This is a genomic window from Nocardia sp. NPDC006982 (assembly GCF_042869435.1).
Lineage (GTDB): Bacteria > Actinomycetota > Actinomycetes > Mycobacteriales > Mycobacteriaceae > Nocardia.
Genome location: NZ_JBIAFV010000001.1, coordinates 505322 through 529673, shown reverse-complemented (window position 1 = coordinate 529673; position 24352 = coordinate 505322). Strand labels below are relative to the sequence as shown.

Sequence of the window (24352 nt, the reverse complement as noted above, 5' to 3'; positions counted from 1 at the left end):
CCTCGGCGACACCATCACCGCTCTGTTGGGGGAGCATGGGGACGAGAAGAGCTTTGCTGCAAGCGGGTTGGGTGCTGCCGCTGGCCGCGTGTGCGCCGCAGCTGTTGTGGGGCGATTCGGGGTCGATCCGAATCGGGGTGTCGTGGAGTGGGGCGGAGCTGGCTGCTTTCCGGAAAGTGTTGGAGCCGATGCCCTTCGCGCGATCGGTGGATGTGATTCCGATGGGCGACGAGGTCGGTACCGCGTTCAGCGCGGGCGGGAAGTCGGCGCCGGATATCGTGCTGCTGCCACAGGCCGGCCAGGTTCGCGCACTCGTCGACGACGGTAAGCTTCGGCCGGTCCCCGACGCGCTGTGGACCGACGACCAAGGGGCACGGTATCCCGAATTGTGGCGACAGCTGTTGTACCACAACGGAAAACCGTACGGGGTGCCGTTCAAGGCCGCCGACAAGTCACTGGTCTGGTACGACCGGCAGACCGTCGACAAGTACCACCTCGGTGACCCCGCCGATTGGACGATCGCGGATTGGGTCGACCGGATCGAGGTGCTGGCGGGCACGCCGATCCGGTTGCTGGCCCTCGCCGCGGCGGACGGCTGGGTACTGACCGATGTCTTCGAGAATGTGCTGCGCGCCGAATCTGCGCGCACCTACGACGATTTGACGACCACCACGCAGGAGCGCGTCTGGGACCGGCCTGCCGTGCGCGCGGCGTTCGGAAATCTCGCCCGGCTGTGGGGCCGACGGCATGCCATCGCGGGCGGCGTCGCGGTGGCGTTGACCCGTCAGTTCCCGGACGCGATTCGAGAGGTGTTCGAGCACCGCCGCGCCGCCATGGTGATCGCACCGGATTTCGCCGAACCCGTTGTCCGTGAGTGCCTTCGAGCATCGGGTCGACGGCCGGAGGAGGTGGTCGGTATCGCACCCTTCCCGGTCACCGACCTCGGTGGTGAACGGCCACGGATTGTGGGCGGGGATGTCATGGTGGTGACCAGATACGCCGGCTCGCGCGCAGATGAGGTGGTGGCGGCGCTGGCCGCGCCGGAGGCGCCGCTGCCGTGGATTCAGGGCGAGGGCGGCTTCATCGCCCCGAATACCCGTACCACCGTGCGCTATTCGGCGTTGCTGGAACCGATCGCGCGTTCGCAGAGCCCGTGGAGCGCGTTCGATCTGTCCGATCAGCTGGGAGCGGTCGGCGGCCGTAACGGGTTGTGGCGCATACTGACCGACTTTCTCGTCGCGATCGGTGACGGTACCGCCGAGCGGCCGGATGCCGCGATCGATCGCGCGATCGCCGCACTGGACGGATTCGAGCGGAGCCGCCGATGACGGGCGTCGCCGACTTCCGTGCCAACGGATTGCGCATCGAGCTCGCGACTCGCCGGATGCGCGGCCCACTCATACCGGGTGGTCGGCCGCATCGCTGGCTCGGTTGGGCGGGTCTGCTGGCGGTCGGGTTGATCGCGGCATTGCTGGTGGCGCCCGCGGTGTGGACGGTGGCGATCGCGGTGCCCGCGCGTCCGCGAATCGTGTTCTCCTGCATGCTTGTTGCCTGTGGTGCCGTTGCTTTCACCCTGATTCGCAGGCGTGGATCGCCGAGTCGGGCACGCCGGTCGGTGCTGGCGGTTTGCGCCGTGCTCATCGCGCTGGGGCTCTGGTCGCTCGCCGACGCCCTGGCCGGCGACGGACGATGGGCGTACCTGCTGACCATGCTGTGGGTCGTCTTCGGTCTGGTCCTGCTGCTCGTCGCCGTCGGCATCGCCTGGCTCTCACGCGATTCGCGCAGGTTGTGGGCGCCGTTGATCGTGCCGTTCGGTATTTCGGCATTCGTCTCGGGTGTCGCCTTCCGGATAATCTTCCAGCAACTCGCCGCCCGGTTCGGCATCGAAAGCGTTGGCGGGTACCGGATCTGGTTCGCGCTGATGCTCGGTTCGGCGTTTCTGTGGACCTGGCTAGGCTTCCTGACCGGTTTGTTGCGCGCCGATATCCGTGCCATCGAGGCGGATCCGGTGCGGTCGGGCTATCTGCACGGGCAGGGAAAGCGTTTTCCACTGCTGCGCCTGCTGGAGTTGGTGCGTCCGATCCTGCTCATCCTGGGATTGGTCGTCGCGGTGGCCGCGGCCAGGGTCTTCGATGTGGTGCTGATCGGGGTACCCGGTTCGATGCAATATCAGCTCGACAGTGCGACCGTGCAGTGGTGGCGACTGGCCACCGATGGTGATCTCGGCGCGGGTGTCGCCGCGGCGTACGCGTTGCCGTTGGCGGTGCTGGTCGGTCTCGTGGCCTGGCTGCCGCGGACCAGCGTGCGCGGTCAGCGCGGCGGGCAGACCTACGCGGCGGTTTCACCGCCGGTGGATGTCAGTCGCCGCATCGGTCCGGTGCGCGCGATCGGGATCTCCGCGGTGTCGCTGTTCGCGTTGGTGCCGATCCTGGTGCTCATCGCCGTTTGTCTGAACGGCCCCAAGGGATTCGGGCTTTCCGCGCTGACCGGCATGTGGCGCGATGAATCCTTCCGTGCGGCATGGCAGACGACGTTGCTGGTGGCCGGGTTGGCGACGATCGTGGTAGTGGCGGCCGCACTTCCGGTGGCGCATCGATTGGCCGCGGGGCGTCAGGAGGGTGTGGTCTCGCGGATCGCGGTGGTCTTCCTGGTCGTCCTGTCGGTGCTGCCCGCGCAGAGCTACCTCGGTTCCCTCGATACGTTCATCGACACGTTCAACCTGTCCGGCACCAGGATTCCGTTGATCTTCGTGCACGCCGCCGCGGGATTGCCGATCGCGATCCTGATTCTGCGCGGTGCGATGCTGGCCCCACCGGACACGCCGGCCGATGCGGCGCTGCACGGGCTGGCCAGTCCGGGAACCGTGACGCGGCGGCTGCTGGCATCGGCGGGCCCAGCCGTGGTGGCGGTCGCGGTACTGGAATTCATCCAGGTGTGGAACGACTTCTTCATCGGTCTGATGATGAACGGCGCGGGTGCCAGCCCCTGGTCGCTGCTGCTGTGGGGCGAGGCACGGCAATTCAACGAGAACGTCGCGGAATTGGCGGCCGGGTCGCTGTTGTCGGCCGTGCTGCCCGTGCTGCTGTTGCTTGCCACGTGGCGGCGCTGGCTGGTACCGGGACTGACCGGCGGGACGCTGTCGTGACGACGCCACGCGGGCATGAGGCGCCGCAGCAGAGCACGCCGCGCTCGTCGATCTGGGAGGGCGTGCTCGGCACCGCGGAGGTCGTCGCGTGGGCGCTGGTACTCGAACTCGGTCGCAATATCGTGGTCAACTCGCTCGGCGACAGCGATGTCGTCAAGGTGATCGGCGGGTTGCTGCGCGGACTTGCCATCGTCGCCGTGCTCGGCGCCGGCGCGTATGTGGCTTACCGACGCATAGACAGCTTTCGCGAAAGAGTGCGCACCGAAAGGGAACTCGCCCTGATCGCCGAACTCGTCGAACCGGGCGAGCCGGTACGCTTCGTCGACGCCAGAAACTGTCCTGATCCGCCGCAGCAGCTTTCCGAACTCGATCACGATGCCATCCTCGCCGCTTTGCGCGAACTGCCGGTTCAGGAATTCGAGACAGCCGCTCTGCTCGCGGTGCTGTCTGCCATCCTCGCGGCACCGACCCGGTTGCCCCCGGATTCCACACCCGACGGGCGCACCGCGACCCTATTGCTGGCCGACCTCGAGGTACGCGGAGTCGTAGATTATCTCGGCGCCGACCGATATTGCCTGCGTAAGGCCCCGCAGCTGCCACTCACCGCGGAGGTCGTGTGCGGACCACACTGGCGGGCGGCGCTGTCCGCACTGTTGCACCACTACGCGGACCGGGCCAGCCGCTGGGCGATCGCCTTGGAAACGGTTCGTTTCGCCAAGGGGGCGCGACGCTGGTTCGAAGCGGAAGGAGAGTATCTGCGCACGCTCTTCCCGAATCCGGGAACGCGGCCTCCGAACGCGGCGGTACACGAACTCGCCAGAATCGCGGACGCCCTCGACGTCTGGTATGCCCGGAAGGGCCTACCCGAGAATGCCTACGGCGTAGCGCAGGCGCTGTGCGAATTCACCGATACCGACGATTTCCCGCTGCGTAGTGAACTGGCCGCGCTCCGGGCCGGCAGGTTACGTCGACGACCGCCGAAATATCGGCCACGCACCCTGTCCACCAGTCTGTCCGCGCGCTGGTCGCACTACACCGCGCTGCATCGTCTCGAAACCGCGCCGCCGAGTCCGGCCGTGCTGTCCGAGTCGGCCGAACAACTCGAAGCGGCCTGGTGGTTGCTCCCGCGTACGGATCTGGCCGCAGTGGTGTGCACGCTGATCAACCTGGCCGTCGTCCACTTACATCAGGGTCGGCTGGACGCCGCCCAGGACCGCCTGGAATTGGCCGAATCCTTGACCCGCGACGGCCGCGACCCTGATGGCCGGGCCCAGACGCGCGAGACACTCGGCGTGCTCTGGTGGACCCGCGGTGAACCCCGCCGGGCGCTTCGGCATTGGCAACGCGCTCTCACCGCCTACCGCGAGCTCGAAGATGATCTCGGTACCGGCCGCTGCCTGCAGCACCTCGGATCGGCCGTTGTCCTCGCCCCTGAACACGGTGGTCTGCTGCTGGGTAACGACCCTGCGCTCACCCGCGCCGAAGTTCTCCGGCAGGCCGGCGGATGGCTGGCCGCCGCCCGCCGACTGCACCCCGCCGCTCTGCACGCCGAACACTATGCGCGCCAGGCAGGTTCGACGCTGCACACCGTGGATCGCTGGCCGCTGGCCGCCCCGGATCCGCAATAGCCGGGTTCACCGAGACGTGGAACTCGGTAGTCGGTGTCGCTCCGGGCAAGAGTTGCGACCGAACGATCAACCCGACATCTGGATGCCGGACGCATAGTCCGGAATATTTGCGAAAGTGAGACCTCGGGAACCATCAGACCCCCAACCCGCATACCAAGTTAGTTGAATTCTTACATTGGGCGGCTTGGATGGCGCATTCTGATCTTATAAATCGGTGCCCGCAGTTCATGACGTACCTCGGATCGGGAAAGACGCATCATGTCCACGTCATACGGACAACAGGCGCTGCGTCACGGACCCTATCCAGACGCAGGCGGGTATGCGCGGCAAAAGTCAGCCGGTGGTGGGACTCTGTCGCAGCGGATCGGCTACGGAAATTGGCGCGAGATTCCACTCGATCACGACACGCACGAGATGACGATCGGACGGTCGGAGGCAGCCGACATAACCGTGGCCGCCGACGCGACCGTCTCGCGTCTGCACGCCATAATCAAGCGAGTGAGCGACTGCTGGGTCGTCATCGATAATGGGCTGTCGACAAACGGGACCTTCGTCAACGGCGAGCGCGTCGGCGGACATCGCAAACTCGAGTCCGGCGATACGATCCGGCTCGGGAAATCGGTATTCATCTTCACAGACGGCCACCCATCCGAGGATGAACGAACGATTGCCCAGGCCGGTGTGCCGGCACGTACCGCGTTGACCGACGCTCAGTATCTGATTCTCGAGGCACTATGTCGCCCGTACGACGCTGAGACCGGGTTCACCTACCCCGCATCGAACTGGCAGATTGCACACGATCTCTGCCTGAGCGTCGCCACGGTGAAGACCCACATGCGGGCGCTGTTCAAAATATTCGACGTCGAATCCTTCCCACAGAACAAAAAACGCATGTTTCTGGTCGAGCGCGCACTCGACAGCGGCGTGATCGTCAATCACCACGGGCGATAGCTGGAATGTGCGGTGATGCCGCTAGATCGGGCGGAAACCCGCTCCGATCCCACCGCGCGCATCGACGTCGTCCATGATGGCGGCGATATTCGCGCCGAGCTGTGGTCCCAGGCACGGCACCCTCAGGTATCCGTTCACCATGCCGACGAGCGTTGTGCCGACCACGACCGGGCCGCCGGAGTCACCGGGCAGGACGCATATCTGCGTCCAGGTCCAGGTGTTGGTCTGGTACACATCACCGTAGGCCAGTCCACAGGTCTGGCCCGTGGTATAGCCTTCCTTGCACGCGATATCCGGGAACTGCGCCGGACCGCCCAATCCGGTAATCGTCGTATTACCCACGCGGTTCACGGGTACGACCTTGTCCGGATCGAACACGATGACGGCGTAATCCATATCGTTGTTCGCATAGGCGAAGGTGCCCACGACGCCGGCGTCACGGTTGGCGTCGGCAACGACCGTGGTACCCGCATCACCGCAATGACCTGCAGTGAGCCCGACCAGCCGACCCGCGGTATCGTGCCCGATCGTGGTGAGCGTGCAGACGCCCTGGTCGTTGACGATAATGCCGGAACCGCCGCCGAGTACCGACGGGTCTGTGGCATGCGCAGTGCCTACTTGCACCCCGGCCGACGCTGCGCATGCTGCAAGCACAGCCGCAGCCCTCGCGAGCTTCCTGAACATGGCCAATCCAATCGCTGAGCTGCAACTATCCGGTCACGCGAGGCAGATGCCCGTACCGAAGGGGAAGATCGGCGGTACGAAGCAGACCCACCACAGGAATGGGTTCCACCACAAAATGGCAGGCTCGACCTGCGGGGGGAGTTGTTCGGAGGCGGGTGCCACTTGGACAGGCGCAGGGGGAGCGGCCGGGGCGGGAGCAGCGGTAGCAACGCCTGACCCGAGAGCAAGCATCGGTGCGAGCGCTGCCGCTGCTACGGCTGCGCGAATTTTGGTGCTGATCATGATGGTTTCCTTCAACTGAGCTTCAGGGACGCCCTCATCTGTCGAAGGCTTCCCGCAGATGAACACCACCAACTCTTCTCGTAGAGTGCGCGGAAGATCATCATCCCACGGGTTGGAAACACTCACACCTCGCTGACTGGAAACGACGGGCCTGTGTCAGGCGGCCGTGCCGGTTGCGGGTTTGCTCGCGTTTACCGTGAAAATTCTTCGACAGAGCGAGTTCGTGGCCCTTCGCCAGCTTGCCACGGTCGCACCGGCCGATCTGGAATTGGCCATGCTCTCGGCCGACCGATTCCAGCGTGCCGACTATCTGCCGATTGATTCCGCGGCACGACAGCACCTCGTCAGGCGTCTGGGGTTATTCGGAATCGGCATGGCGCTGACTAGATTACGGTCCGGAACCAGCGATTCGGCGGCTCTGGTCGACGAATTGATCGCACGTAGCGGCATCGGTGAACTCGAGCGCGTCATCGACATCCAGTTCGGCCAGCGGGCGGACGAATTGAAGGCACATACCGGGCTGCTGATGCTGCGGCAGATATTCGCCGCCGATCCGGCGGCCGAGGCCGCACTGCTCGGCCGCGAAGTCGCGACACTGCTCGCGAATGTGCAGGGCTTCGAAGAACTGCGACTCCTGAGTCGGCTCCGCTCGACCGAGACGGTGTTGTCCGAACAAGAACTCACCGATCTGCAACGGGTGATCGGCGGTCACGGGACCGGACCGGCCGAACGCTTGGGAATCGAACCGTTCGCGGTCGCGGGCGTGGGCCAAGACGTCGCATTGGCGGAAATCAGACGATGGCGATCCCGGGCCGAACACCCGCTCGCGGATCAGTTCACCGCCAATGCCAGGTATATGGCCAGCGCCGTGACCCAGAAGGCGAGCAGCCAGATGTCGGTGAAAAGGCGCAGCCACCGTGGGCTGGTGCGTACTTCCATGAAGTACTGGATGACGAGTCGCCCCTTGATGACTGCCATGGTCAACACGGCGACGGTGATCGTCGTGTCGGCGCTCGGCCGGGCGGCGTGGTCGGTGTGACCCAGCAACCATGAGAGCAGGGTGATGACGCACAGGGTCGCCCAGACGTAGGTGATCCGTGCGGCGGCTGTCGGGTTCATCGCGTCACCTCATCACGTATACGAGGGCGAAGATGATGAGCCAGAGCAGGTCCACCATGTGCCAATAGACGGCTCCGGCCTCGACCAGCGATATCCGGCGGTGCGGGTTGCGGAGCTGGGCGTAGACGACGGCCAGGAATACGAGCCCGAGCCCGACGTGGAATACGTGGATGCCGGTGAGCATGTAGTAGTACATGAAAAAGTCGTTGTGCGGGAACGTCATTCCCCGTCCGACTTCCACGGTCCATTCGTATGCCTTGATCAGGATGAACAGCACCCCGCAGCCGCCGCCGGAGATGACCAGCCGCCGTGATCGGTCGAGATCGGCTGCGCGCGCGGCGATTACGGCTCGTGCGATGAGCCAGGAGCTCGTGATCAGCACCAGCGTGTTCACGAATCCGATGTTGAGGCTGAGGTGCTGCTGGGATTCCAGAAAGAGGTCGCGGTGCCGGTCGCGGTCGACCAGGAAGATGAGGAAATAGATCCCGAAGATGATCAGGTCGCCGAGCACGAAGATCCACATGTCGATGTCGCCGGGCAGGTGTGTGCTGAGCCGTCGGTCGAGGTTGCCGACGTCGGACCCGTCGTCGGTCGTTTGGTCGGTATCCGTCATCGCGTGTGGTCCTGTTCGATATCGCGCCGGGTCAGTCCTGTACCTGTTCATCGGCAGGCTGATTCTTGATCGCCCGGTAGAGCAGGGCGATCATGGATATCTCCCACCCGACGAATATCGCAGTGCCCAGCCAGAAACTGATGGCGCCGTTCCACGCCAGGGTGCCCGATTGGAAAACCCATACCGGGGCGGCGAGGATTTCGGTGACGATCATCCAAATCGATATGTAGGCAAGCCATTTGGGGAAAATGCCGTTGTGGTCGAGGAAGATCGCCAGGGCCAGCACCATGCATTGGGTGGCGAAGCAGCCCAATGAGCCGACGAACGACAGCAGGCCGAGGTCGTACAGCATGGCGACGAGCTGCGGGTCGCGGTCGGGGCGGAAGGTGGCCGCGAGGAAGGCGAATGCGGCGAATAAGCACCCCGGGATCGCGCCGACGGCCAGCGCGGCGATATAGGCGTAGGCGAATACCGGGCTGACCGACATCCGCTTCATCTGGTAGGCGATCAGGCCGTTGGCCAGTCCGGTGAAACCGATGACCGCCATCAGCAGCGCGAAACCGATCCGTATGGTCAGCGAGTGGTCCTGGAAGAATTCGACGATCTGCGCGGTGGTGATATCGGGTCGCGGTGGTGGCATCACCCGGGTCAGCGCGACGAAGATCAGCCCGAATACGTTGTAGAAGATAGGTATCGACCACCAGCAGATCCACAGGTCGGTCTTGCGGTTTCCGGTACTGCTCAGGGCGACAGCGGTCGAAGCCGTACTTGCGGTGGTCATCGCGCCCGCCCTTGTTCGTCGGCTTGGCGCGCGACGGCAGCGCGGACGACGAAGAACATCACGGCGAGGTAGAGGCTGAAGGCGACGATCCGCAGCCAGAACGACACCACACCGTTCCAGGCCAGCGGGCCGCTACGGAAAATGACCGAGCACGCCGACGGCGTCATCGCGAGGGCGACGACCAGGCTGAAATGTGCCACCCAGCGCGGGAAGATCGGCCGAGGCTGGCGGTCGAGGTAGATGGCCAGCGCCAGACAGACTCCCTCGGCGACGAGCATGCCGACCGGTGCGGTGAATGTCAGCCAGGCCAGGTCGTTCAACAGTTGGACGAGCTGCGGGTCGCGTTCGGCGCGGAATGCCGCGACGAGCCAGAAGATATCGGCGATCGCGAACAGTGTCGCGCCGGTGACCACCGCGGCCAGGTAGCTGTAGGCGAGTACCTGACTCGGCGTTGCCATGCGCTTCATCTGGACGACGATCACCGTGAAGAACGGGATCAGCATGATCCCGCAGAGGTTGTAGGTGATCATGCTGAACCGGATCGTCGCGGTGTGCTGCCGGTAGAAATCGGCCACCTGGTCGGCGGTCAATTCCGGTGACATGGGCGGGAAGAACCCGGGAAATGCCAAGAACGCGATCAGCAGCACGGCCCCGAAACCCGGCAGGAGCCATAGACCGATCCGCTGTGCTGTCACTGCGGTCGGGGCGGGGGCTCGTTCCGGTCCAGCGATCGTCTGCATAACGCCCTTGATTCGAAATGTCTTGCAACCTGGTCGATCCGAGCGACGCGGGGGTCCGGCCCGAATCTCCCGGCCGATCGTGCCTAAGGCTAGCCGATTGGATAACTTAATTCTCCAAATTCGGTAATATGATTGACGCTGACCGTGCTGGGTCAGCTCGGGGTGCTGCGCTGCGTCAACAGCATCAGCAGACCGACCTCTCTGCTCTGGGTGTCGATCATGTCGCGTGCCGCCTGTTTGACGATGCCGCTGGACAATTGGCGATCGGCCGCCTGGGCCATCCGGATGCCACCGGCATGGTGGCGCTGCATGAGTTGCAGGAACAGTGCTCCCGCGTCGGCACCGCGCGCCGCCGCCAGTGCGTCGAGTTCGGCCTGGGTCGCCATGCCGGGCATGAGGTCGCCGGTCGCAGCGCCGGTGCTGGTCGCGTGCTGATGCTGGGTGAGGTTCGGTTCGTCGGCATGCATCCAGGCCATCGGGTGCGGATTGATCGTGACCACGCGCGCCATCCGCAGCCAGCCCAGCAACATTCCGATCTCGGTGCGCTGGGCATCCGAAATCTGTTGTGCCAACGCCCGTACCGTCGGATCGACTCCGGTGTCGAGTCGCTGTGTCATGACCAGTGCCTGGCTGTGATGCGCGACCATATCCTGTACGAAGCCGATCTCGGTGCTGCTGAGGACGGGCGGTGCGGGCTTGTCATCGGCTATCAGCAGCGGTCGGATGGCCGCACCGACCGCCAGCAACAGCACGGCCAGGCTGACCAGCGCGGCACTCTTGATCCAGGTCCGCCGGGTCATGAGCCCATGGTCGAATGCTGGTCGGCAGGCGGGGTGTAGACGCTGGAATCCAGTTGCAGCGCAAGGAATCCATTATCGGCACAGGTCGTCCACAATTGGTTGCCACGCCATTCGGGCGCCGAGAAGCACCAGTCCGAGGAGATATCGCCGAAGGCGAGCATGCCGGTGCGCGGACCGGCGGCCTCGGACATATCGAACTGGCCCTGCAATATGGTCTGGACCACCGTCGGGGACGCGAGCAGTGGTGGGCCGATGATCGAAGCGAGTGCGTGCGGAGAGTTCGTCAGCTCGGTGTTGTGTCCGGTGCGCGCGGGCGGGTTGTAGTAGGCGATCTCGCGGATGTCGAGCGGGTCGCGGACGTCGAATACGCGGATGCCGGAGGAGGTCCAACTGCAGGCCAGTGCGGTGGGATCGGCAGGCCGATCCGCGGCGCAGTAGTGGGCGTCGTAGGCGAACAGCGAGCCGCCCGCGGCGGAAGCCATTGCGATGTCCTCGTTCTGGGGCAGATCGATCTCGAGCTTGATGGTGTTGCGCAGGCGTGGATTCGTTGCGTCGGAGACGTCGAACAGCTTTACGCCGCCGGATCCGGCCTCATTGGTGGCGAAGACGTAGGGCGTGCCTCGATATGTGACCGGGATATTGTGCTGGGTGGCCCAACCGTCGGTCCAGGCGATGTTGGCCAGTTGGCGCACTTGCGGATTCGGATCGCGGCGCTGGACAGCGCTGATGTCGAGGACCATGAGTCCGCCGAAGTTATTGGCGAGATACATGGTGTTGCCGTCGGGGCCGAATCCGAAGCCGTGCATGGATAATCCGGGCAGGTTCTGCCAGATGACGCGCGGATCGGCCGGATCGGTGAGATCGACCGCGCTGACCAGGCCCGGGGCGACGCCCGAGCTCCAGTAGGTTTTGCCGTCGGGGGAAAAGCCGCCCTCGTGTGCGGTGATCGGCAGTGGCATGTTCAAACTGGTCCCGGTGCCCGGGTTGAGCAGCCGGGGGTGCGCGCAATCGGAGATGTCGTAGACCGAAAGCAGACCCGCGCCGGTCAGGACCGGCGCACCCGCACCGACCAGCAGCTTGCGATTTTCGTTGACCTTCAAGCTTTCCCAGGTGCCGGCCAGCATTGCCGGTTCGTTCAACGTTTCGGCCAGCACCGGCGCGGCGGGATCGGAGACGTCGAGCACCTGCACACCTTGTTCGGCCCCCAGCAGGTTGCCCGGGAAGAAGGTGCCGACGTAGACGCAGTGGTCGAAGCTGACCGAGGAGATGCCTCCGCCGCGCCCTGCGTAATTGCCGACCTGCGACATATTGCAGCGGTAGCCGAGGGTGCTGCGGCCGTTGTTCCGATCGGCGGCGGGTACGTCGCCCTGGTGTCCGGATTCCGGGTCGGAGCCGGGGCCGCACTCGGCGCGGGCGACAGCGATATCGGTGAGCCCGGAGATTTCTCGAACACTGCCGGTTATGTCCGACTGCGGTTGGGCGGCAACGGTCCCGGTCGGCAACAGCAGTGCCGTGGCCGCGACCGTCACCAGGGAACGCCGAGCCAGGGGGAGCAACGATGATGTCATGGTGGCCCTCGGGGAAGAGGGTGGCCTTTCGTGTCGGTCGTTCCGGTCGGCCGCGGGCTGGTGGTCCGTGGATCGGCGGCTGCGGAAATCCATCGAGATGCGACTGCCATGGTGGCGGCTGTGCGATCTCACAATCCGGACTGTGCTGTCCGGTTACTACTCGGTAGTGTGCGCGAGGCACCCACCGGAGTCAAGACCGTGCTGCCCATATCCCCGGATTTCGCGACGGGTCATATGTTGTGGACGCCCAGATCCGCTGCCGGGTCGACGAATTCGATCCGTGGCAGGCCGAAGACGCTGAAACGTTCTATGCCGATGCGCTGCATGCGTTCGAAGCGCTGGCTAGTCGGCGGTCTCACCTGCGAGGAAGCGCTGCCAGACCGCATGATCCGTACGCTGGCCGCCGGGTGTATCCGCACCGTATCGGGTGATCTCCGCCGCGAGATCGAGCGGCATGGTCGGTGCGGTCATACCTCGCAACTCCTGTTCGATCGCGGCATCCGGCACCAACCAGCACACCTCGAATTCGATGCCATCGGGGTCGGCTCCGTACAGCGACTTGGTGACCGCATGATTCGATGCTCCGGTCAGGGCATCCGCCGTCCGCAGTGCATCCTTGACCCGCCCCAACTCGCGCAGCGTGTCCACCTCCCAGGCCAGGTGGTACAGCCCGACTCGTCCGGTGCGATGCGTCGCGGCCGGTTCGGCGGATCGGAACAAACCCAGGTCATGGTCGTTGGCCGAACCGGCCGCCTGCAGGAAGACCCCACCCGGAATTGCGCCGATCTGTCGGAAGCCGAGGACTTCGCGGTAGAACGTGGCCGAGCGCTCCACATCGGAGACGAACAGGACGGCGTGGTTCAGGCGCTGGACTGGCACGAAAGTTGCTCCGTTTCCTCAGTGCTCGACCGATGCGAACGTCCGCAGTTCGCGGACTACATCGGGACCGGTCGGCATGTACACGACTTCGCGGTATCCCGCCGCGGCCAGGTTAGCCACTGCCGCAGCGATTTCCGAGCGCTCGCCGACCATCGTGGCGACATCGATGTGCTCGAGCAACAGGCGATCGCGGTCGGAAAGGTGGGTGAAGTGACCCTCGAATGCCGCACCAACGGCGGCATAGGCGACATGCCAGTCGACGACCCGGCAGGCCCGATCGCCTCGCGCACTCGATTCGATCCGCGGTCTTCGCCGGTCTCGAGCACCGTGCCGGAGACGGTGATGGCGGTGGGCAAGGTGGGATGGACCGGTCCGATGACACCGTCGGCCACCGAGGTTGCCGGCTCGGCGCCGCGCGGGCCGAAAGCGCTCAGCCACAACGGCGTATCGATCGGGCGTGGTGCGGCCAGTCCGGTGGTATGCAGCATTCGGGCCGGTTGACCGTCGATGACAGCGGTGTCTCGCCCGCGAGCAGGGTGCGGACGGCCGTGACGTATTCCGCCAAGGCGCGCAAGGTCATCGGGCGCTGGCCCATGCCAGTCTTGCGGTGAGTCCGGTACCGAAACACGCGCGGAATCGGCCGCTGGACAGGCGTGTGATGGTCGCGATCGCGATCGCACTCGCCATTTCCGAACGCTCGGTCGGAATCAGTACGGCGGTGCCGAGACCGATCCGGCTGGTCCGCTGCGCTGCCAGCGCCGGATGAACGAACGGGTCCTCCCACAGCGGCGCGGAACCGTAGATCCATACCCGGGCATAGCCGAGGGATTCCGCCAGTGCCGCCAGATCCGCGAATTCCGGACCGGGCGGCAATGCGCACGACAGTTCGATCTCACTCATGCGGCGGCATTTCGAAACCTGCGACTATTTCGGCATCAGTTCATCCCTTCGATCGTCTGTGATCTATAGGCGGCACTGCTGTGCGCCCCTCGGGGCGAAAGCTGCATAGACCGGCTGGCCCGCAACCTTCATACCAACGGATGGATGGCCCATCCCCGGTCGACTTCCGCTCAGTGGAAAGACCGCGACCGACTGTCGGGGAGTCGATGACGAAGCTGTGATAACTTGGTTACCACCAATAACCGGGTTACTCGGAAATCGACGACGCACGCAACTCGTGCGGCGATCGCCCGGACCGCGATTCAGGTCGAGGCGTCTACATCATCGACGCGACCTGCCGCGTCCGTTTCGTGTGGAGCACAACTCCTTTCACCACATATGTACGCATGGTTCATGCGCGTAAGAGCTCCGCAGAGAAAGAAGAATGATGTCAGGACAACGGCATTGGTCCGCGGCGAATCGGCGGCGGCCGAACCGGTTTCGGCATGTGATGACCGCCGTGAGCACGCTGAGCCTGGCCGCTGTGGTCGCCTGCGTCGGGCCGGGGCAAGCCTCGGCCGACCCTGTGAACGATTTCTACGTTCCCCCTGCACAATTCGACGCGACACGCGGAGCCGTTATCAAGACGGTCGATACCTCGGTGTACCTGGCGCAGCCGACGGACAACGGCAAGTGGCCGATACCGGCGAAACAGGTCATGTACACAACGCGGACCGAGGACGACGCCCCGGTCGCGGCCACCGGCATCTTCATCGACTCCGACCAGCCCTGGCGCGGATCCGGTCCGCGGCCGACCATCATCATCGCCCCCGGCACCACGGGACAAGGCGATCAGTGCGCGATGTCGCTGGCCTTCTCCACGGGGGTCTACGCCCGCGTCACGCCGCCGGCGCTGTCGGTCAATCAGGAGGCGCTCGCGGCGCTGGCGTGGAATTCCTTGGGCGCGCGCGTTTTCGTCACCGACTACATCGGCATGGGCACACCTGGCATCCATACCTACGTCAACCGCATCGAGGAGGCGCACGCCGTCCTCGACGGGGCCCGCGCGGCGAATGCGCTGTCCGGCAGCGGAACCGACACCCCACTCGCGTTCTGGGGCTATTCGCAGGGCGGCGGGGCGACCGCCGCGGCCGCCGAGATGCAGTCCGGCTACGCCCCCGAATTGAATCTGAAGGGCACCTGGGCCGGTGCGCCGACCGTGGACCTCTCCGAGATATTGCGGCAGGTCGACGGAGTGCTCATCAGCGGCGTGACCGGATTCGCCGTCAACGGGATCCTCGCCCGACATCCGGAACTGCAGCCGCAACTCGACGCGCGCACCACGCCCGAGGGCAAGGCGCTGCTGCGTGAGCTGGCCGACGAGTGCATCGCCGATGTCATCTTCCTGCACCCGTTCATGCGATCCGCCGACCTGACCGTCGACCACCGCGCGATGTCGGATCATCTGCGCGAGATCCCGGAACTCGGCGGCATTCTGGACCGGCTGCGCATCGGCTCACTGAAGCCGACCAGTCCGGTGTTCATCACCAGCGGCCGCAATGACGACACCGTCCCCCACGGCCAGGCCAGGCAACTGGCGACCGACTGGTGCGGCCACGGCGCGACCGTCACCTTCCACACCAACGAGCTGCCGTCCATCCTCCCCGGGGCCACCATCCCGAACCACTTCGGTCCGGAGCTGATCGACGGCTATGGAACCAACAACGCGATCGGCTACCTCGTCGACCGGTTGAACGGAACCCCCGTGACGGGATGCACCATCGACTGAAGGTATCGGCGTTGCCCGCCCTGGGGTTCGGCGGTCGAAAGTTCGAGCCGCCGGTCCCGCACGCGGAGGTACTCCACCTCACAACGTCCTCGGCTTGACCTTCACACTTGTGTGAAGGTTCGAGTATTCGGGTCATGAAGATAGGCATCACCACCTTCGTTACCGACGAGGGAATCAGCGGTCCGAAACTCGGTGTGGCGTTGGAGGAGCGAGGATTCGAATCGTTGTTCCTGCCGGAACATTCGCATATCCCCGCGAGCCGGAAGTCCCCGGCCCCGGGTGGAGGCGAATTGCCTCGGGAGTATTACCGCGCGCTGGATCCGTTCGCCACCCTCGGCGCCATCGCAGCGGTCACCGATCGGTTGATCCTCGGCACCGGGGTCACCCTGCTGATCCAGCGCGATGTCATCCATACCGCGAAGGAGGTCGCCACGCTCGACCGAATCTCGCAGGGACGCTTCGTATTCGGCGTCGGCGCGGGCTGGAATCGCGAGGAGATGGCCGATCACGGGACCGATCCGCGTACCCGCGGCGCGCTGCTCGATGAGCAACTCGACGCCATCCGGGCGATCTGGACCGAGGAAGTCGCCGAATATCATGGCCGTTTCATCGATTTCGATGCGATGTACGCCTGGCCGAAACCCGTGCAAACCCCGCACCCGCCGATCTTCATCGGTGGCGCGGAAGCGGCGGCCGAACGCGCGATCCGCCACGGCCTCGGCTGGCTTCCCACCGCGGTGGCCGATCCCGCCGCGATACCGGCCCAACTGGCCCGACTCGACGGATACGACCTGCCTGTCACCGTCGCGTTCGCCGCCGTCGATCCAGCCTTGATCGACGGCTACGCCGAGGCCGGGGTGCAGCGCTTGGTGTTCAGCGTGCCGACCCGCCCGGAACCGGAAACACTGCGCGCCCTCGATGAAATCACCCGAGTCGCCCATCGGTACCTCGGCTGAGGGCCTAGCTCGATCCCGACACTCGCACCATGACAGATTGACAATGAGTGTAGCGATGTAACACACTCTCGGGGTTTGCGGTCATCGGAAGAGAGGCTGGCCAGTGACCGATAACGCCCGTGCGGCGCTGGAGTTGGTTCGTGATTCGAGCCAGTTCAAGTGGCATGTGATCCCGCTACTGTTGATCGTGCTCTACGTGTATGCCACCGAGGTGGAGCGCCGGAACTGGAATGTGCTGTTCGGTGGGCTGGCGCTGTGGGGGACGGACTGGTTCAACGAGATCTGGAACGCCGTGCTCTTCCACGTCACCGATCGCGCGCCGGTGTGGGGCGCGACGGGGCCGACCGCCTATCAGATCCTGATCGGACTCAATATCGAGATCTGCTTCATGTTCGCGATCATGGGCGTCGCGGCCGCAAAGCTGTTGCCGCCGCGCGAGATACGCGTATTCGGGCTACCCAACCGGCCGGTGCTGGTGGCGGTGAACGCGGCACTGGCCGTTGGCGTCGAGATCGTGCTCAACAAGATCGGCGTGCTGACCTGGGACTGGTCCTGGTGGCAGGCGGGCTTCCCGCCGCTGATCTGGCTGATCGGCTACGTGCCGTTCTTCGCGGCCTGCTTCTGGGTGCACGATCTGCCCACGGTGCGCGCCAAGGCCGTTGTCGTCGGCGCGATTCTCGGAGTAGACGCGGTGGCTCTCATCGTCTTCGGTTCGCTGGGATGGTTGTGAAAACTCTCGTTCGATTCGCGTTCCCCACCGCGCCGACGCTCGATTCACCACGCTCACCACGTATTCCGCGACTGCCGAACACGCGCCATGCGCCTTGCTCGGCACGGTTGGGAACTCCCGAGATCGGAAACGACCAGTCCAGCGCGGGCCTGGAAGGGGCTACCGCCCGCCGGCATCGCACTGCCCGCGCAGGTGTATCTGCGCACCACCACGGTGCCGTCGAGGTGCCGCGGCTGATCGCTGATCCCCCGCTGCTGCGGCAGCTGGCGCAGTCCGTCGCGGACGGCGAAGGACCAGCGGCGGTTGAACGATTCGGCGGTAGGTGCCGTCCGAAATAATGAACGGCCTTGCGGACCAACCCGAACCGATCCGGCATTTCATCACCGAGCAGCTGGGCGGACGTCGGTTCACCGACACCGACGTCACGGTCACCACGCGGTCGTTCACTGTCGCCGGACTCGGATCGGTGCTACCGCGCGCCCGATAACCGCATCAAGGGCCGGACGTCGTCTCGGGGTCCATACTCGCGGCCTCGAGGTTCTCGGCAGCGAAACGGGCGATCGTGCAGGCCTGGCGCGTAAGCGCTTCCGGGTGCGCGGTCCGCTGCGCCAGCGTGGCACGGATCCGATCCAATGACGCCGTGGCATCGCCGGTCGCTCGGCGGAGCGCGGTGTAGCGATGGTCGAGATCGCGGTAGGCGAGGTCGATGTCGTGGCAGCGACGGCGCAGGTCGGCCATATGGTTGAGCAGGTCGGCCACCTCACGTGTGGTCAGGGTGAGGGTCGGGTGTTCCTCGCCGGAGAGGATCGCCTCGCCCGCGACCTCGGCGCAGCGCGCATGCAGTACATCGAGAATGTCGGCCACACAGATCACCTCCCACACTGCGCTCGAACCCGAGAGAAAGGTTGCAGGTCAACGCATCTGACGATGGTTGGACGCGAATCGACGCTGCCTCTCGATTGATTGCCTTGATCGATACGCGACTCGGCTACGACTCGATCACGGGTACGGTACTGGAATCCTGCCGACCGAGGAATTCCGCCACTAGTGTCATAGACATAAATGAGGAATTTCCCACGATACGCGCGGGTAACCAGCTGACGCTGTGTACTTGGGCGCAGTAGGAGTGCAAACTACGCCGGACCGGCAGTCGCAAACCGTCGCCCGACCGGGCCAGTGCTGTGGAGTGGAAGGAGTTGGCGCGTGTTCAGCCGCATCGCCATCGTGAACCGGGGAGAGGCCGCTATGCGCCTCATCCATGCCGTCCGAGATCTGGCCGCGGAGACAGGGCGACCGATCGAAACCGTCGCTTTGCACACCGATGTCGACCGGAACGCGACATTCGTGCGCGAGGCCGACATCGCCTATGACCTCGGTCCGGCGTCCGCGCGCCCGTATCTGGATCTGAAGGCGCTCGAGCGCGCTCTGGTGACGACCAAGGCCGACGCCGCATGGGTCGGTTGGGGTTTCGTCGCCGAGGATCCGGCATTCGCCGAGCTGTGCGAGCAGATCGGCGTCACCTTCATCGGCCCCAGTCCGGAGGCCATGCGCAAGCTCGGTGACAAGATCGGTGCGAAGCTGATCGCGGAGGAAGTCGGCGTGCCGGTCGCGCCGTGGAGCCGCGGTGCTGTCGAGACCGTCGACGCCGCCATCGCGGCCGCAGCCGAGATCGGCTACCCGCTGATGCTGAAGGCGACCGCCGGTGGTGGCGGCCGGGGTATCCGGGTCATCACGAACGAGGCCGAGCTCGTCGATGCCTACGAGCGCACCCGTCAGGAAGCCGCGCGCGCGTTCGGCAGCGGCGTGGTCTTCCTGGAACGGTTGGTGACCGGCGCCCGGCACGTCGAGGTCCAGGTGATCGCCGACGGCCAGGGCACCGCGTGGGCGCTCGGCGTCCGCGACTGCTCGGTACAGCGGCGCAATCAGAAGGTCATCGAGGAGTCGGCGTCTCCGGTGCTGCGCCCCGAGCAGGCGGCCGAACTCAAGGCGTCGGCCGAGCGGTTGGCGATCGCGGTCGAGTATCGCGGCGCTGCGACCGTCGAGTTCCTTTACCACCCGGGTGACGAGCTGTTCGCATTCCTCGAGGTCAATACCCGACTGCAGGTCGAACATCCGATCACCGAGTACACCACCGGTTTCGACCTGGTTCGGGCGCAGCTGCTGGTGGCATCGGGCGGCAAGCTCGAGGGCGAACCTCCGGCCGAGCGCGGGCACGCGATCGAGGCCCGGCTCAACGCGGAGGATCCGGACCGCGACTTCGCGCCCGCTCCGGGCCGCATCGCCCGGCTGGATCTGCCCGCCGGGCCGGGCATTCGAGTCGACACCGGTGTCAGCGAGGGCGACACGATTCCCGCCGACTTCGACTCGATGATTGCCAAGATCATCGCCTACGGACGAGACCGCGAGCAAGCGCTGGGCCGGCTGCGCCGGGCAATGGCGCAGACCCGGGTCGTCATCGAGGGCGGCGCGACGAACAAGAGCTTCGTGCTCGATCTGCTGAACCAGCCCGAGGTGATCGACGCCAGCGCCGACACCGGCTGGATCGATCGTGTGCGCGCCGAGGGACGCCTGGTATCGCATCAACACTCCGCGGTCGCGGTGGCCGTCGCCGCCATCGATGCCTATGAAGAGGACGAGCGGGTCGAGCGGCACCGGCTGCTGTCCACGGCCGCCGGCGGCCGTCCCCAGGTGCAACATCAGAGCGGTCGCCCGCACGACCTCAAGCTGCGCGGCGTCGGATACCGGGTGCGCGTGGCACGGATCGGTGCGCACCGGTTCCGCGTCGGCATCGAAGCGGGTGGCGAGATGCGCGCCGCCGATATTGATCTCGAGCGTTTCGACCGCCACACCGGGCAGATCGTGGTCAACGGCGTCCGCTACCGCGTGATCACCGGCACGCACGGGCCGATCCATCTGGTCGACGTCGACGGTGTGACCCATCGGATCAGCCGTGACGAGGGTGGCGTCGTCCGCTCGCCTGCTCCCGCGCTGGTCGTTGCCACGCCGCTGCAGGTCGGCGGCGAGGTCGAGGCGGGTGCGCCGGTGCTGGTACTCGAGAGCATGAAGATGGAAACGGTATTGCGCGCGCCGTTCCGGGCTCGGTTGAAGGAATGCGCTGTTACCGTCGGCACCCAGGTCGAGACCGGCGCGCCGCTGCTGCGGCTGGAGCCGCTCGTCGAGGACGACGAGGCCGCGGACGCCGAAGAAGTCGCGTCGGTCGAACTGGACCTGCCCGACGAGCCCGCACCGGACCGACCGCACGAGGGCATCGCCCGCAGCCTGCAGGACCTGCGCAGCTTGCTGCTCGGCTTCGACGTCGACCCGCACAACGAGCGCCGCGTGCTCGACCACTACCTCGCCGTGCGCCGGGCGGCCATCGCGGACAACCGCAGGCCCCTCGCCGACGAGATCGAACTCGTGCAGATGTTCTCCGACCTGTCCGAACTGAGCCACAACCGGTCGTGGGACGAGGACGGCGTCCAGGGCCACGTCCACAGCGCCCGCGAGTATTTCCACACCTACCTGCAGAGCCTCGATGTCGAGCGGGCCGGGCTGCCGGAGTCGTACCAAGCCAAGCTGGCCAAGGCGCTCGGGCATTACGGCGTCACCGAACTGGATCGTTCCCCAGAACTCGAAGCCGCTGTCTTCCGGATCTTCCTCGCCCAGCAACGGCCGTCCGACACCGTCACGGTCATCACCACCTTGCTGCGCGAGTGGCTGGGCGAGCCGGTGCCCGACCGGGCGCTGCGCGAGCCGGTCGGTCTCGCGCTGGAGCGGCTGGTGGCCGCGACGCAGGTGCGCTTCCCTGTGATCGCCGACCTCACGCGCGGTCTGGTGTACTCCTGGTTCGGCCAGCCGCTGTTGCGGCGCAACCGCGCCCGCGTCTACACCAATGTTCGTAAACAGCTGAGCCACCTCGACGCGTACCCGGAAACGCCCGACCGCGCCGAGCGCATTTCCGAGATGGTGCGCAGCACCGAGCCGCTGGTGCGGCTGCTCGGTCAGCGGTTGGTGCGCGGCAGTGCCGACAACACCGCCATGCTCGAGGTGCTGACCCGTCGGTACTACGGCAACAAGGGTTTGGCCGGTGTGCACACCCGCGAGGCAGGCGGGTGCACCTTCGTGGTCGCCGAGCGCCGGGGCCTGAGCCTGGTATCGGCGGCGGTGAGTTTCGACGCGCTCGACACCGTGCTGCGTGGTCTCACCGAACTGGCGACCGTGGCCGCGTCCATCGAAGTCGACATCTACCTGAGCTGGGAAAAGCAGCCGGAGGACTTCGACGCGATGGCGGCAGCACTGCAGGAAGTGCTCGGTACTCGGCCGTTGCCGAACCAGATCCACCGGATCACCGCCACCGTCGCGGGCAGCGGCGGTGCGGTGATGCACCATCACTTCACCTTCCGCCCGTCCGCCACCGGCATGGCCGAGGAGCGGTTGATCCGCGGCCTGCATCCGTACATCGCGGAGCGGATGCAGATGAAGCGGCTGCGCAAGTTCGACCTCACCCGGCTCCCGTCCTCGGACGAGGAGATCTACCTGTTCCGGTGCATCGCGAAGGACAATGCGTCCGACGAGCGTCTCGTCGCATTCGCGCAGGTGCGTGACCTGGCTGCGCTGCGCGAGCACGACGGCCGGCTGCTGGCGCTGCCGACGGCCGAGAGCACCATCGCCACCTGCCTCGACTCGATCCGCCGGGCGCAGTCGCAGCGGCCGTCGGCCAAGCGGTTCCACACCAACCGCATCGTGATGTACATCTGGCCACCGGTCGAGATGACCCGCGCCGAGTTGGAGATGATCGTCGATCGGGTGGCGCCGACGACCGCGGGTGCCGGGCTGGAGGAGATCCTGCTCATCGCGCGGCACCAGGACCGGAAGACCGGTGAGTTGATCAAGGTCGCCGTGCGCATCTCGTTCGACGCCACCGGCGGCACCGAGGTGACCATCGGTGAGCGGTCCGACGAGGTGGTCGAGCCGATCGACGAGTACCGGCAGAAGGTGCTGCGGGCCAGTAGCCGCAACACCGTGTACCCGTACGAACTGACCGGTCTGCTCGGTGAGTTCGCCGAGTACGACCTCGACGCCGATCACACGCTCGTCCCGGTCGACCGGCCCAAGGGACGCAACAAAGCCGCGATCGTCGCGGGTGTGGTCACCACGCCGACCGAGCAGTACCCGGACGGCATCACCAGGGTGGTGCTGCTCGGTGATCCGACGAAATCGCTCGGCGCGCTCTCAGAACCGGAGTGCCGGCGCGTGATCGCCGCGATGGACCTGGCCGAACAGATGCAGGTGCCGCTGGAGTGGTACGCGCTGTCCTCCGGCGCCCGGATCTCGATGCAGTCGGGCACCGAGAACATGGACTGGGTGGCGGCGGCGCTCAAGCGGATCGTCGAATTCACCCAGGACGGCGGCGAGATCAACATCGTGGTCTCGGGCATCAACGTCGGCGCGCAGCCGTACTGGAACGCCGAAGCCACCATGCTCATGCACACCAAGGGCATCCTGGTGATGACGCCGGACTCGGCGATGGTGCTCACCGGCAAGCAGGCGCTGGACTTCTCCGGCGGTGTGTCGGCCGAGGACAACTTCGGTATCGGCGGCTACGACCGGGTGATGGGCCCGAACGGGCAGGCGCAGTACTGGGCGCCGAACCTGCACGCCGCGCGGGACGTGCTGATGTCGCACTACGACCACACCTATGTGGCGCCCGGCGAGCAGTCGCCGCGGCGGTCGCAGACCAGCGACCCCATCGATCGCGACGTCTCCGACTTCCCGCATGTAGTGGCGGGCAGCGACTTCACCACGGTCGGCGAGATCTTCTCCGCCACGGCGAACCCGGACCGCAAGAAGCCGTTCGACATCCGGACCGTGATGCGGGCGGTGGCCGATCAGGACCACCCGGTGCTGGAACGCTGGGCGGGGATGGCCGACGCCGAGACGGCCGTGGTGCAGGACGCGCGGCTCGGCGGTATTCCGGTGTGCCTGCTCGGCATCGAATCCAGGGGAGTGCCGCGCCGCGGCTACCCCTCCACCGACGGACCGGACACCTACACGGCGGGCACGTTGTTCCCACAGTCCTCGAAGAAGGCCGCACGGGCGATCAACGGGGCCAGCGGCAATCGGCCGCTGGTGGTGCTGGCGAACTTGTCGGGCTTCGACGGCTCGCCGGAATCGATGCGGAAGTTGCAGCTCGAGTACGGCGCCGAGATCGGCCGTGCGATCGTGAACTTCCAGGGCCCCATCGTGTTCTGCGTGATCTCGCGCTATCACGGCGGCGCGTTCGTGGTGTTCTCGAAGTTGCTCAACCCGAGTATGACCGTGCTCGCGCTGGAAGGCTCGTTCGCCTCGGTGCTCGGCGGCGCTCCGGCGGCCGCGGTGGTGTTCTCCGGTGAGGTCGATGCCCGTACCGCGGCCGATCAGCGCGTGCGGGATCTCGAGGCACGTGCCGCGAATGCGCTCGGTGCCGACCGTGCGGCTCTGACGGCGGAACGCGACGAGGTCCGGTCGTCGGTTCGCACGGAGAAACTCGGCGAGGTCGCGGCGGAATTCGACCGCGTGCACAACATTCAGCGCGCTGTCGAGGTCGGTTCGGTCGACGCCATCATCCGCGCCGCCGAACTGCGCCCCCGCATCATCGAAGCCATCGAGGCTGGTCTGCCCGGCTGACCATCTGAGTGCTGAAACAGTCGGCCGACTCGGGAGCGATATCGCTCCCGAGTCGGGCCGCCGTTTTTGTGCCAGTGGCCCCATGCGGCTGGAAATGTTTCATTTGTCTGACAAAGGTAACACCAAGCCACACAAAAACCGG

Annotated in this window: 21 protein-coding genes; 10 read left to right on the top strand and 11 right to left on the bottom strand. The window is 65.7% G+C overall.

Annotated features, from left to right (window positions below):
* Positions 1–35 precede the first annotated feature (35 nt).
* From ACFYOW_RS02485 to ACFYOW_RS02470, 4 genes are all read left to right on the top strand, one after another.
* On the top strand, positions 36–1328 hold the full coding sequence (locus ACFYOW_RS02485; RefSeq protein WP_387283781.1) for an ABC transporter substrate-binding protein: 1293 nt from the start codon (positions 36–38) through the stop codon (positions 1326–1328).
* Positions 1325–3145 carry a hypothetical protein gene (locus tag ACFYOW_RS02480; protein ID WP_387283779.1) on the top strand — a complete coding sequence of 607 codons (1821 nt, stop codon included), beginning with the start codon at positions 1325–1327 and terminating at the stop codon, positions 3143–3145. Before ACFYOW_RS02485 ends, ACFYOW_RS02480 begins: the two co-directional genes overlap by 4 nt.
* Positions 3142–4773: a tetratricopeptide repeat protein gene (locus ACFYOW_RS02475; RefSeq protein WP_387283777.1), complete on the top strand. Its 1632-nt coding sequence runs from the start codon at positions 3142–3144 to the stop codon at positions 4771–4773. The genes ACFYOW_RS02480 and ACFYOW_RS02475 overlap by 4 nt, the downstream gene beginning before the upstream one ends.
* A gap of 258 nt (positions 4774–5031) precedes the next feature.
* A complete protein-coding gene (locus ACFYOW_RS02470) occupies positions 5032–5724 on the top strand; it encodes an FHA domain-containing protein (protein WP_387283775.1) in 693 nt (230 codons plus the stop codon).
* A gap of 21 nt (positions 5725–5745) precedes the next feature.
* Here the strand turns inward: ACFYOW_RS02470 and ACFYOW_RS02465 are convergent, their stop codons facing one another.
* The 9 genes from ACFYOW_RS02465 to ACFYOW_RS02425 form a co-directional block, all read right to left on the bottom strand.
* Positions 5746–6408, bottom strand: coding sequence for a S1 family peptidase (locus ACFYOW_RS02465; protein ID WP_387283773.1), 663 nt, complete (start codon positions 6406–6408; stop codon positions 5746–5748).
* 670 nt (positions 6409–7078) lie between these two features.
* Positions 7079–7402 (bottom strand): hypothetical protein, encoded by a 324-nt coding sequence (locus tag ACFYOW_RS02460; protein WP_387283771.1) that lies wholly within the window; start codon positions 7400–7402, stop codon positions 7079–7081.
* A 119-nt stretch (positions 7403–7521) separates the two neighbouring features.
* Positions 7522–7809 (bottom strand): cytochrome C oxidase subunit IV family protein, encoded by a 288-nt coding sequence (locus ACFYOW_RS02455; protein WP_387283769.1) that lies wholly within the window; start codon positions 7807–7809, stop codon positions 7522–7524.
* A gap of 4 nt (positions 7810–7813) precedes the next feature.
* On the bottom strand, positions 7814–8332 hold the full coding sequence (locus tag ACFYOW_RS02450) for a cytochrome c oxidase subunit 3 (protein WP_387285979.1): 519 nt from the start codon (positions 8330–8332) through the stop codon (positions 7814–7816).
* Between the two features lie 121 nt (positions 8333–8453).
* On the bottom strand, positions 8454–9203 hold the full coding sequence (locus ACFYOW_RS02445; RefSeq protein WP_387283768.1) for a hypothetical protein: 750 nt from the start codon (positions 9201–9203) through the stop codon (positions 8454–8456).
* The gene (locus ACFYOW_RS02440) at positions 9200–9943 is read right to left on the bottom strand and encodes a hypothetical protein (RefSeq protein WP_387283766.1); all 744 of its coding nucleotides are present in this window, start codon (positions 9941–9943) and stop codon (positions 9200–9202) included. Before ACFYOW_RS02440 ends, ACFYOW_RS02445 begins: the two co-directional genes overlap by 4 nt.
* A gap of 152 nt (positions 9944–10095) precedes the next feature.
* Positions 10096–10743 carry a DUF305 domain-containing protein gene (locus tag ACFYOW_RS02435; RefSeq protein WP_387283764.1) on the bottom strand — a complete coding sequence of 216 codons (648 nt, stop codon included), beginning with the start codon at positions 10741–10743 and terminating at the stop codon, positions 10096–10098.
* On the bottom strand, positions 10740–12311 hold the full coding sequence (locus tag ACFYOW_RS02430) for an LVIVD repeat-containing protein (RefSeq protein ID WP_387283762.1): 1572 nt from the start codon (positions 12309–12311) through the stop codon (positions 10740–10742). The genes ACFYOW_RS02435 and ACFYOW_RS02430 overlap by 4 nt, the downstream gene beginning before the upstream one ends.
* Before the next feature lie 342 nt (positions 12312–12653).
* Positions 12654–13190, bottom strand: a complete 537-nt coding sequence (locus ACFYOW_RS02425; protein WP_387283761.1) for a VOC family protein — start codon at positions 13188–13190, stop codon at positions 12654–12656.
* A 21-nt stretch (positions 13191–13211) separates the two neighbouring features.
* Here ACFYOW_RS02425 and ACFYOW_RS02420 point away from each other — a divergent pair, with 21 nt between their 5' ends.
* Positions 13212–13691 carry a hypothetical protein gene (locus ACFYOW_RS02420; RefSeq protein ID WP_387283760.1) on the top strand — a complete coding sequence of 160 codons (480 nt, stop codon included), beginning with the start codon at positions 13212–13214 and terminating at the stop codon, positions 13689–13691.
* A gap of 75 nt (positions 13692–13766) precedes the next feature.
* Here the strand turns inward: ACFYOW_RS02420 and ACFYOW_RS02415 are convergent, their stop codons facing one another.
* Positions 13767–14090: an LLM class flavin-dependent oxidoreductase gene (locus ACFYOW_RS02415; protein WP_387283758.1), complete on the bottom strand. Its 324-nt coding sequence runs from the start codon at positions 14088–14090 to the stop codon at positions 13767–13769.
* Positions 14091–14580: 490 nt separating this feature from the next.
* Here ACFYOW_RS02415 and ACFYOW_RS02410 point away from each other — a divergent pair, with 490 nt between their 5' ends.
* From ACFYOW_RS02410 to ACFYOW_RS02395, 4 genes are all read left to right on the top strand, one after another.
* On the top strand, positions 14581–15858 hold the full coding sequence (locus ACFYOW_RS02410) for a lipase family protein (protein WP_387283756.1): 1278 nt from the start codon (positions 14581–14583) through the stop codon (positions 15856–15858).
* Between the two features lie 134 nt (positions 15859–15992).
* Positions 15993–16814 (top strand): LLM class F420-dependent oxidoreductase, encoded by an 822-nt coding sequence (locus tag ACFYOW_RS02405; protein ID WP_387283754.1) that lies wholly within the window; start codon positions 15993–15995, stop codon positions 16812–16814.
* Between the two features lie 103 nt (positions 16815–16917).
* The gene (locus ACFYOW_RS02400) at positions 16918–17544 is read left to right on the top strand and encodes a hypothetical protein (protein WP_387283753.1); all 627 of its coding nucleotides are present in this window, start codon (positions 16918–16920) and stop codon (positions 17542–17544) included.
* Positions 17545–17881: 337 nt separating this feature from the next.
* Positions 17882–18031, top strand: coding sequence for a hypothetical protein (locus ACFYOW_RS02395; RefSeq protein WP_387283751.1), 150 nt, complete (start codon positions 17882–17884; stop codon positions 18029–18031).
* A 5-nt stretch (positions 18032–18036) separates the two neighbouring features.
* Here the strand turns inward: ACFYOW_RS02395 and ACFYOW_RS02390 are convergent, their stop codons facing one another.
* Positions 18037–18408, bottom strand: coding sequence for a hypothetical protein (locus tag ACFYOW_RS02390; RefSeq protein WP_387283749.1), 372 nt, complete (start codon positions 18406–18408; stop codon positions 18037–18039).
* Positions 18409–18747: 339 nt separating this feature from the next.
* Here ACFYOW_RS02390 and ACFYOW_RS02385 point away from each other — a divergent pair, with 339 nt between their 5' ends.
* A complete protein-coding gene (locus tag ACFYOW_RS02385) occupies positions 18748–24210 on the top strand; it encodes a carboxyl transferase domain-containing protein (RefSeq protein WP_387283748.1) in 5463 nt (1820 codons plus the stop codon).
* Positions 24211–24352 lie beyond the last annotated feature (142 nt).

Excerpts from the sequence above, each read along its gene's own strand:
- ACFYOW_RS02405 (WP_387283754.1), top strand. The coding sequence starts at position 15,993 with ATGAAGATAGGCATCACCACCTTCGTTACCGACGAGGGAATCAGCGGT.
- ACFYOW_RS02430 (WP_387283762.1), bottom strand. The coding sequence starts at position 12,311 with ATGACATCATCGTTGCTCCCCCTGGCTCGGCGTTCCCTGGTGACGGTC.
- ACFYOW_RS02440 (WP_387283766.1), bottom strand. The coding sequence starts at position 9,943 with ATGCAGACGATCGCTGGACCGGAACGAGCCCCCGCCCCGACCGCAGTG.
- ACFYOW_RS02455 (WP_387283769.1), bottom strand. The coding sequence starts at position 7,809 with ATGAACCCGACAGCCGCCGCACGGATCACCTACGTCTGGGCGACCCTG.
- ACFYOW_RS02445 (WP_387283768.1), bottom strand. The coding sequence starts at position 9,203 with ATGACCACCGCAAGTACGGCTTCGACCGCTGTCGCCCTGAGCAGTACC.
- ACFYOW_RS02395 (WP_387283751.1), top strand. The coding sequence starts at position 17,882 with ATGAACGGCCTTGCGGACCAACCCGAACCGATCCGGCATTTCATCACC.
- ACFYOW_RS02465 (WP_387283773.1), bottom strand. The coding sequence starts at position 6,408 with ATGTTCAGGAAGCTCGCGAGGGCTGCGGCTGTGCTTGCAGCATGCGCA.
- ACFYOW_RS02415 (WP_387283758.1), bottom strand. The coding sequence starts at position 14,090 with ATGAGTGAGATCGAACTGTCGTGCGCATTGCCGCCCGGTCCGGAATTC.
- ACFYOW_RS02435 (WP_387283764.1), bottom strand. The coding sequence starts at position 10,743 with ATGACCCGGCGGACCTGGATCAAGAGTGCCGCGCTGGTCAGCCTGGCC.
- ACFYOW_RS02480 (WP_387283779.1), top strand. The coding sequence starts at position 1,325 with ATGACGGGCGTCGCCGACTTCCGTGCCAACGGATTGCGCATCGAGCTC.
- ACFYOW_RS02470 (WP_387283775.1), top strand. The coding sequence starts at position 5,032 with ATGTCCACGTCATACGGACAACAGGCGCTGCGTCACGGACCCTATCCA.
- ACFYOW_RS02450 (WP_387285979.1), bottom strand. The coding sequence starts at position 8,332 with ATGTGGATCTTCGTGCTCGGCGACCTGATCATCTTCGGGATCTATTTC.
- ACFYOW_RS02485 (WP_387283781.1), top strand. The coding sequence starts at position 36 with ATGGGGACGAGAAGAGCTTTGCTGCAAGCGGGTTGGGTGCTGCCGCTG.
- ACFYOW_RS02410 (WP_387283756.1), top strand. The coding sequence starts at position 14,581 with ATGACCGCCGTGAGCACGCTGAGCCTGGCCGCTGTGGTCGCCTGCGTC.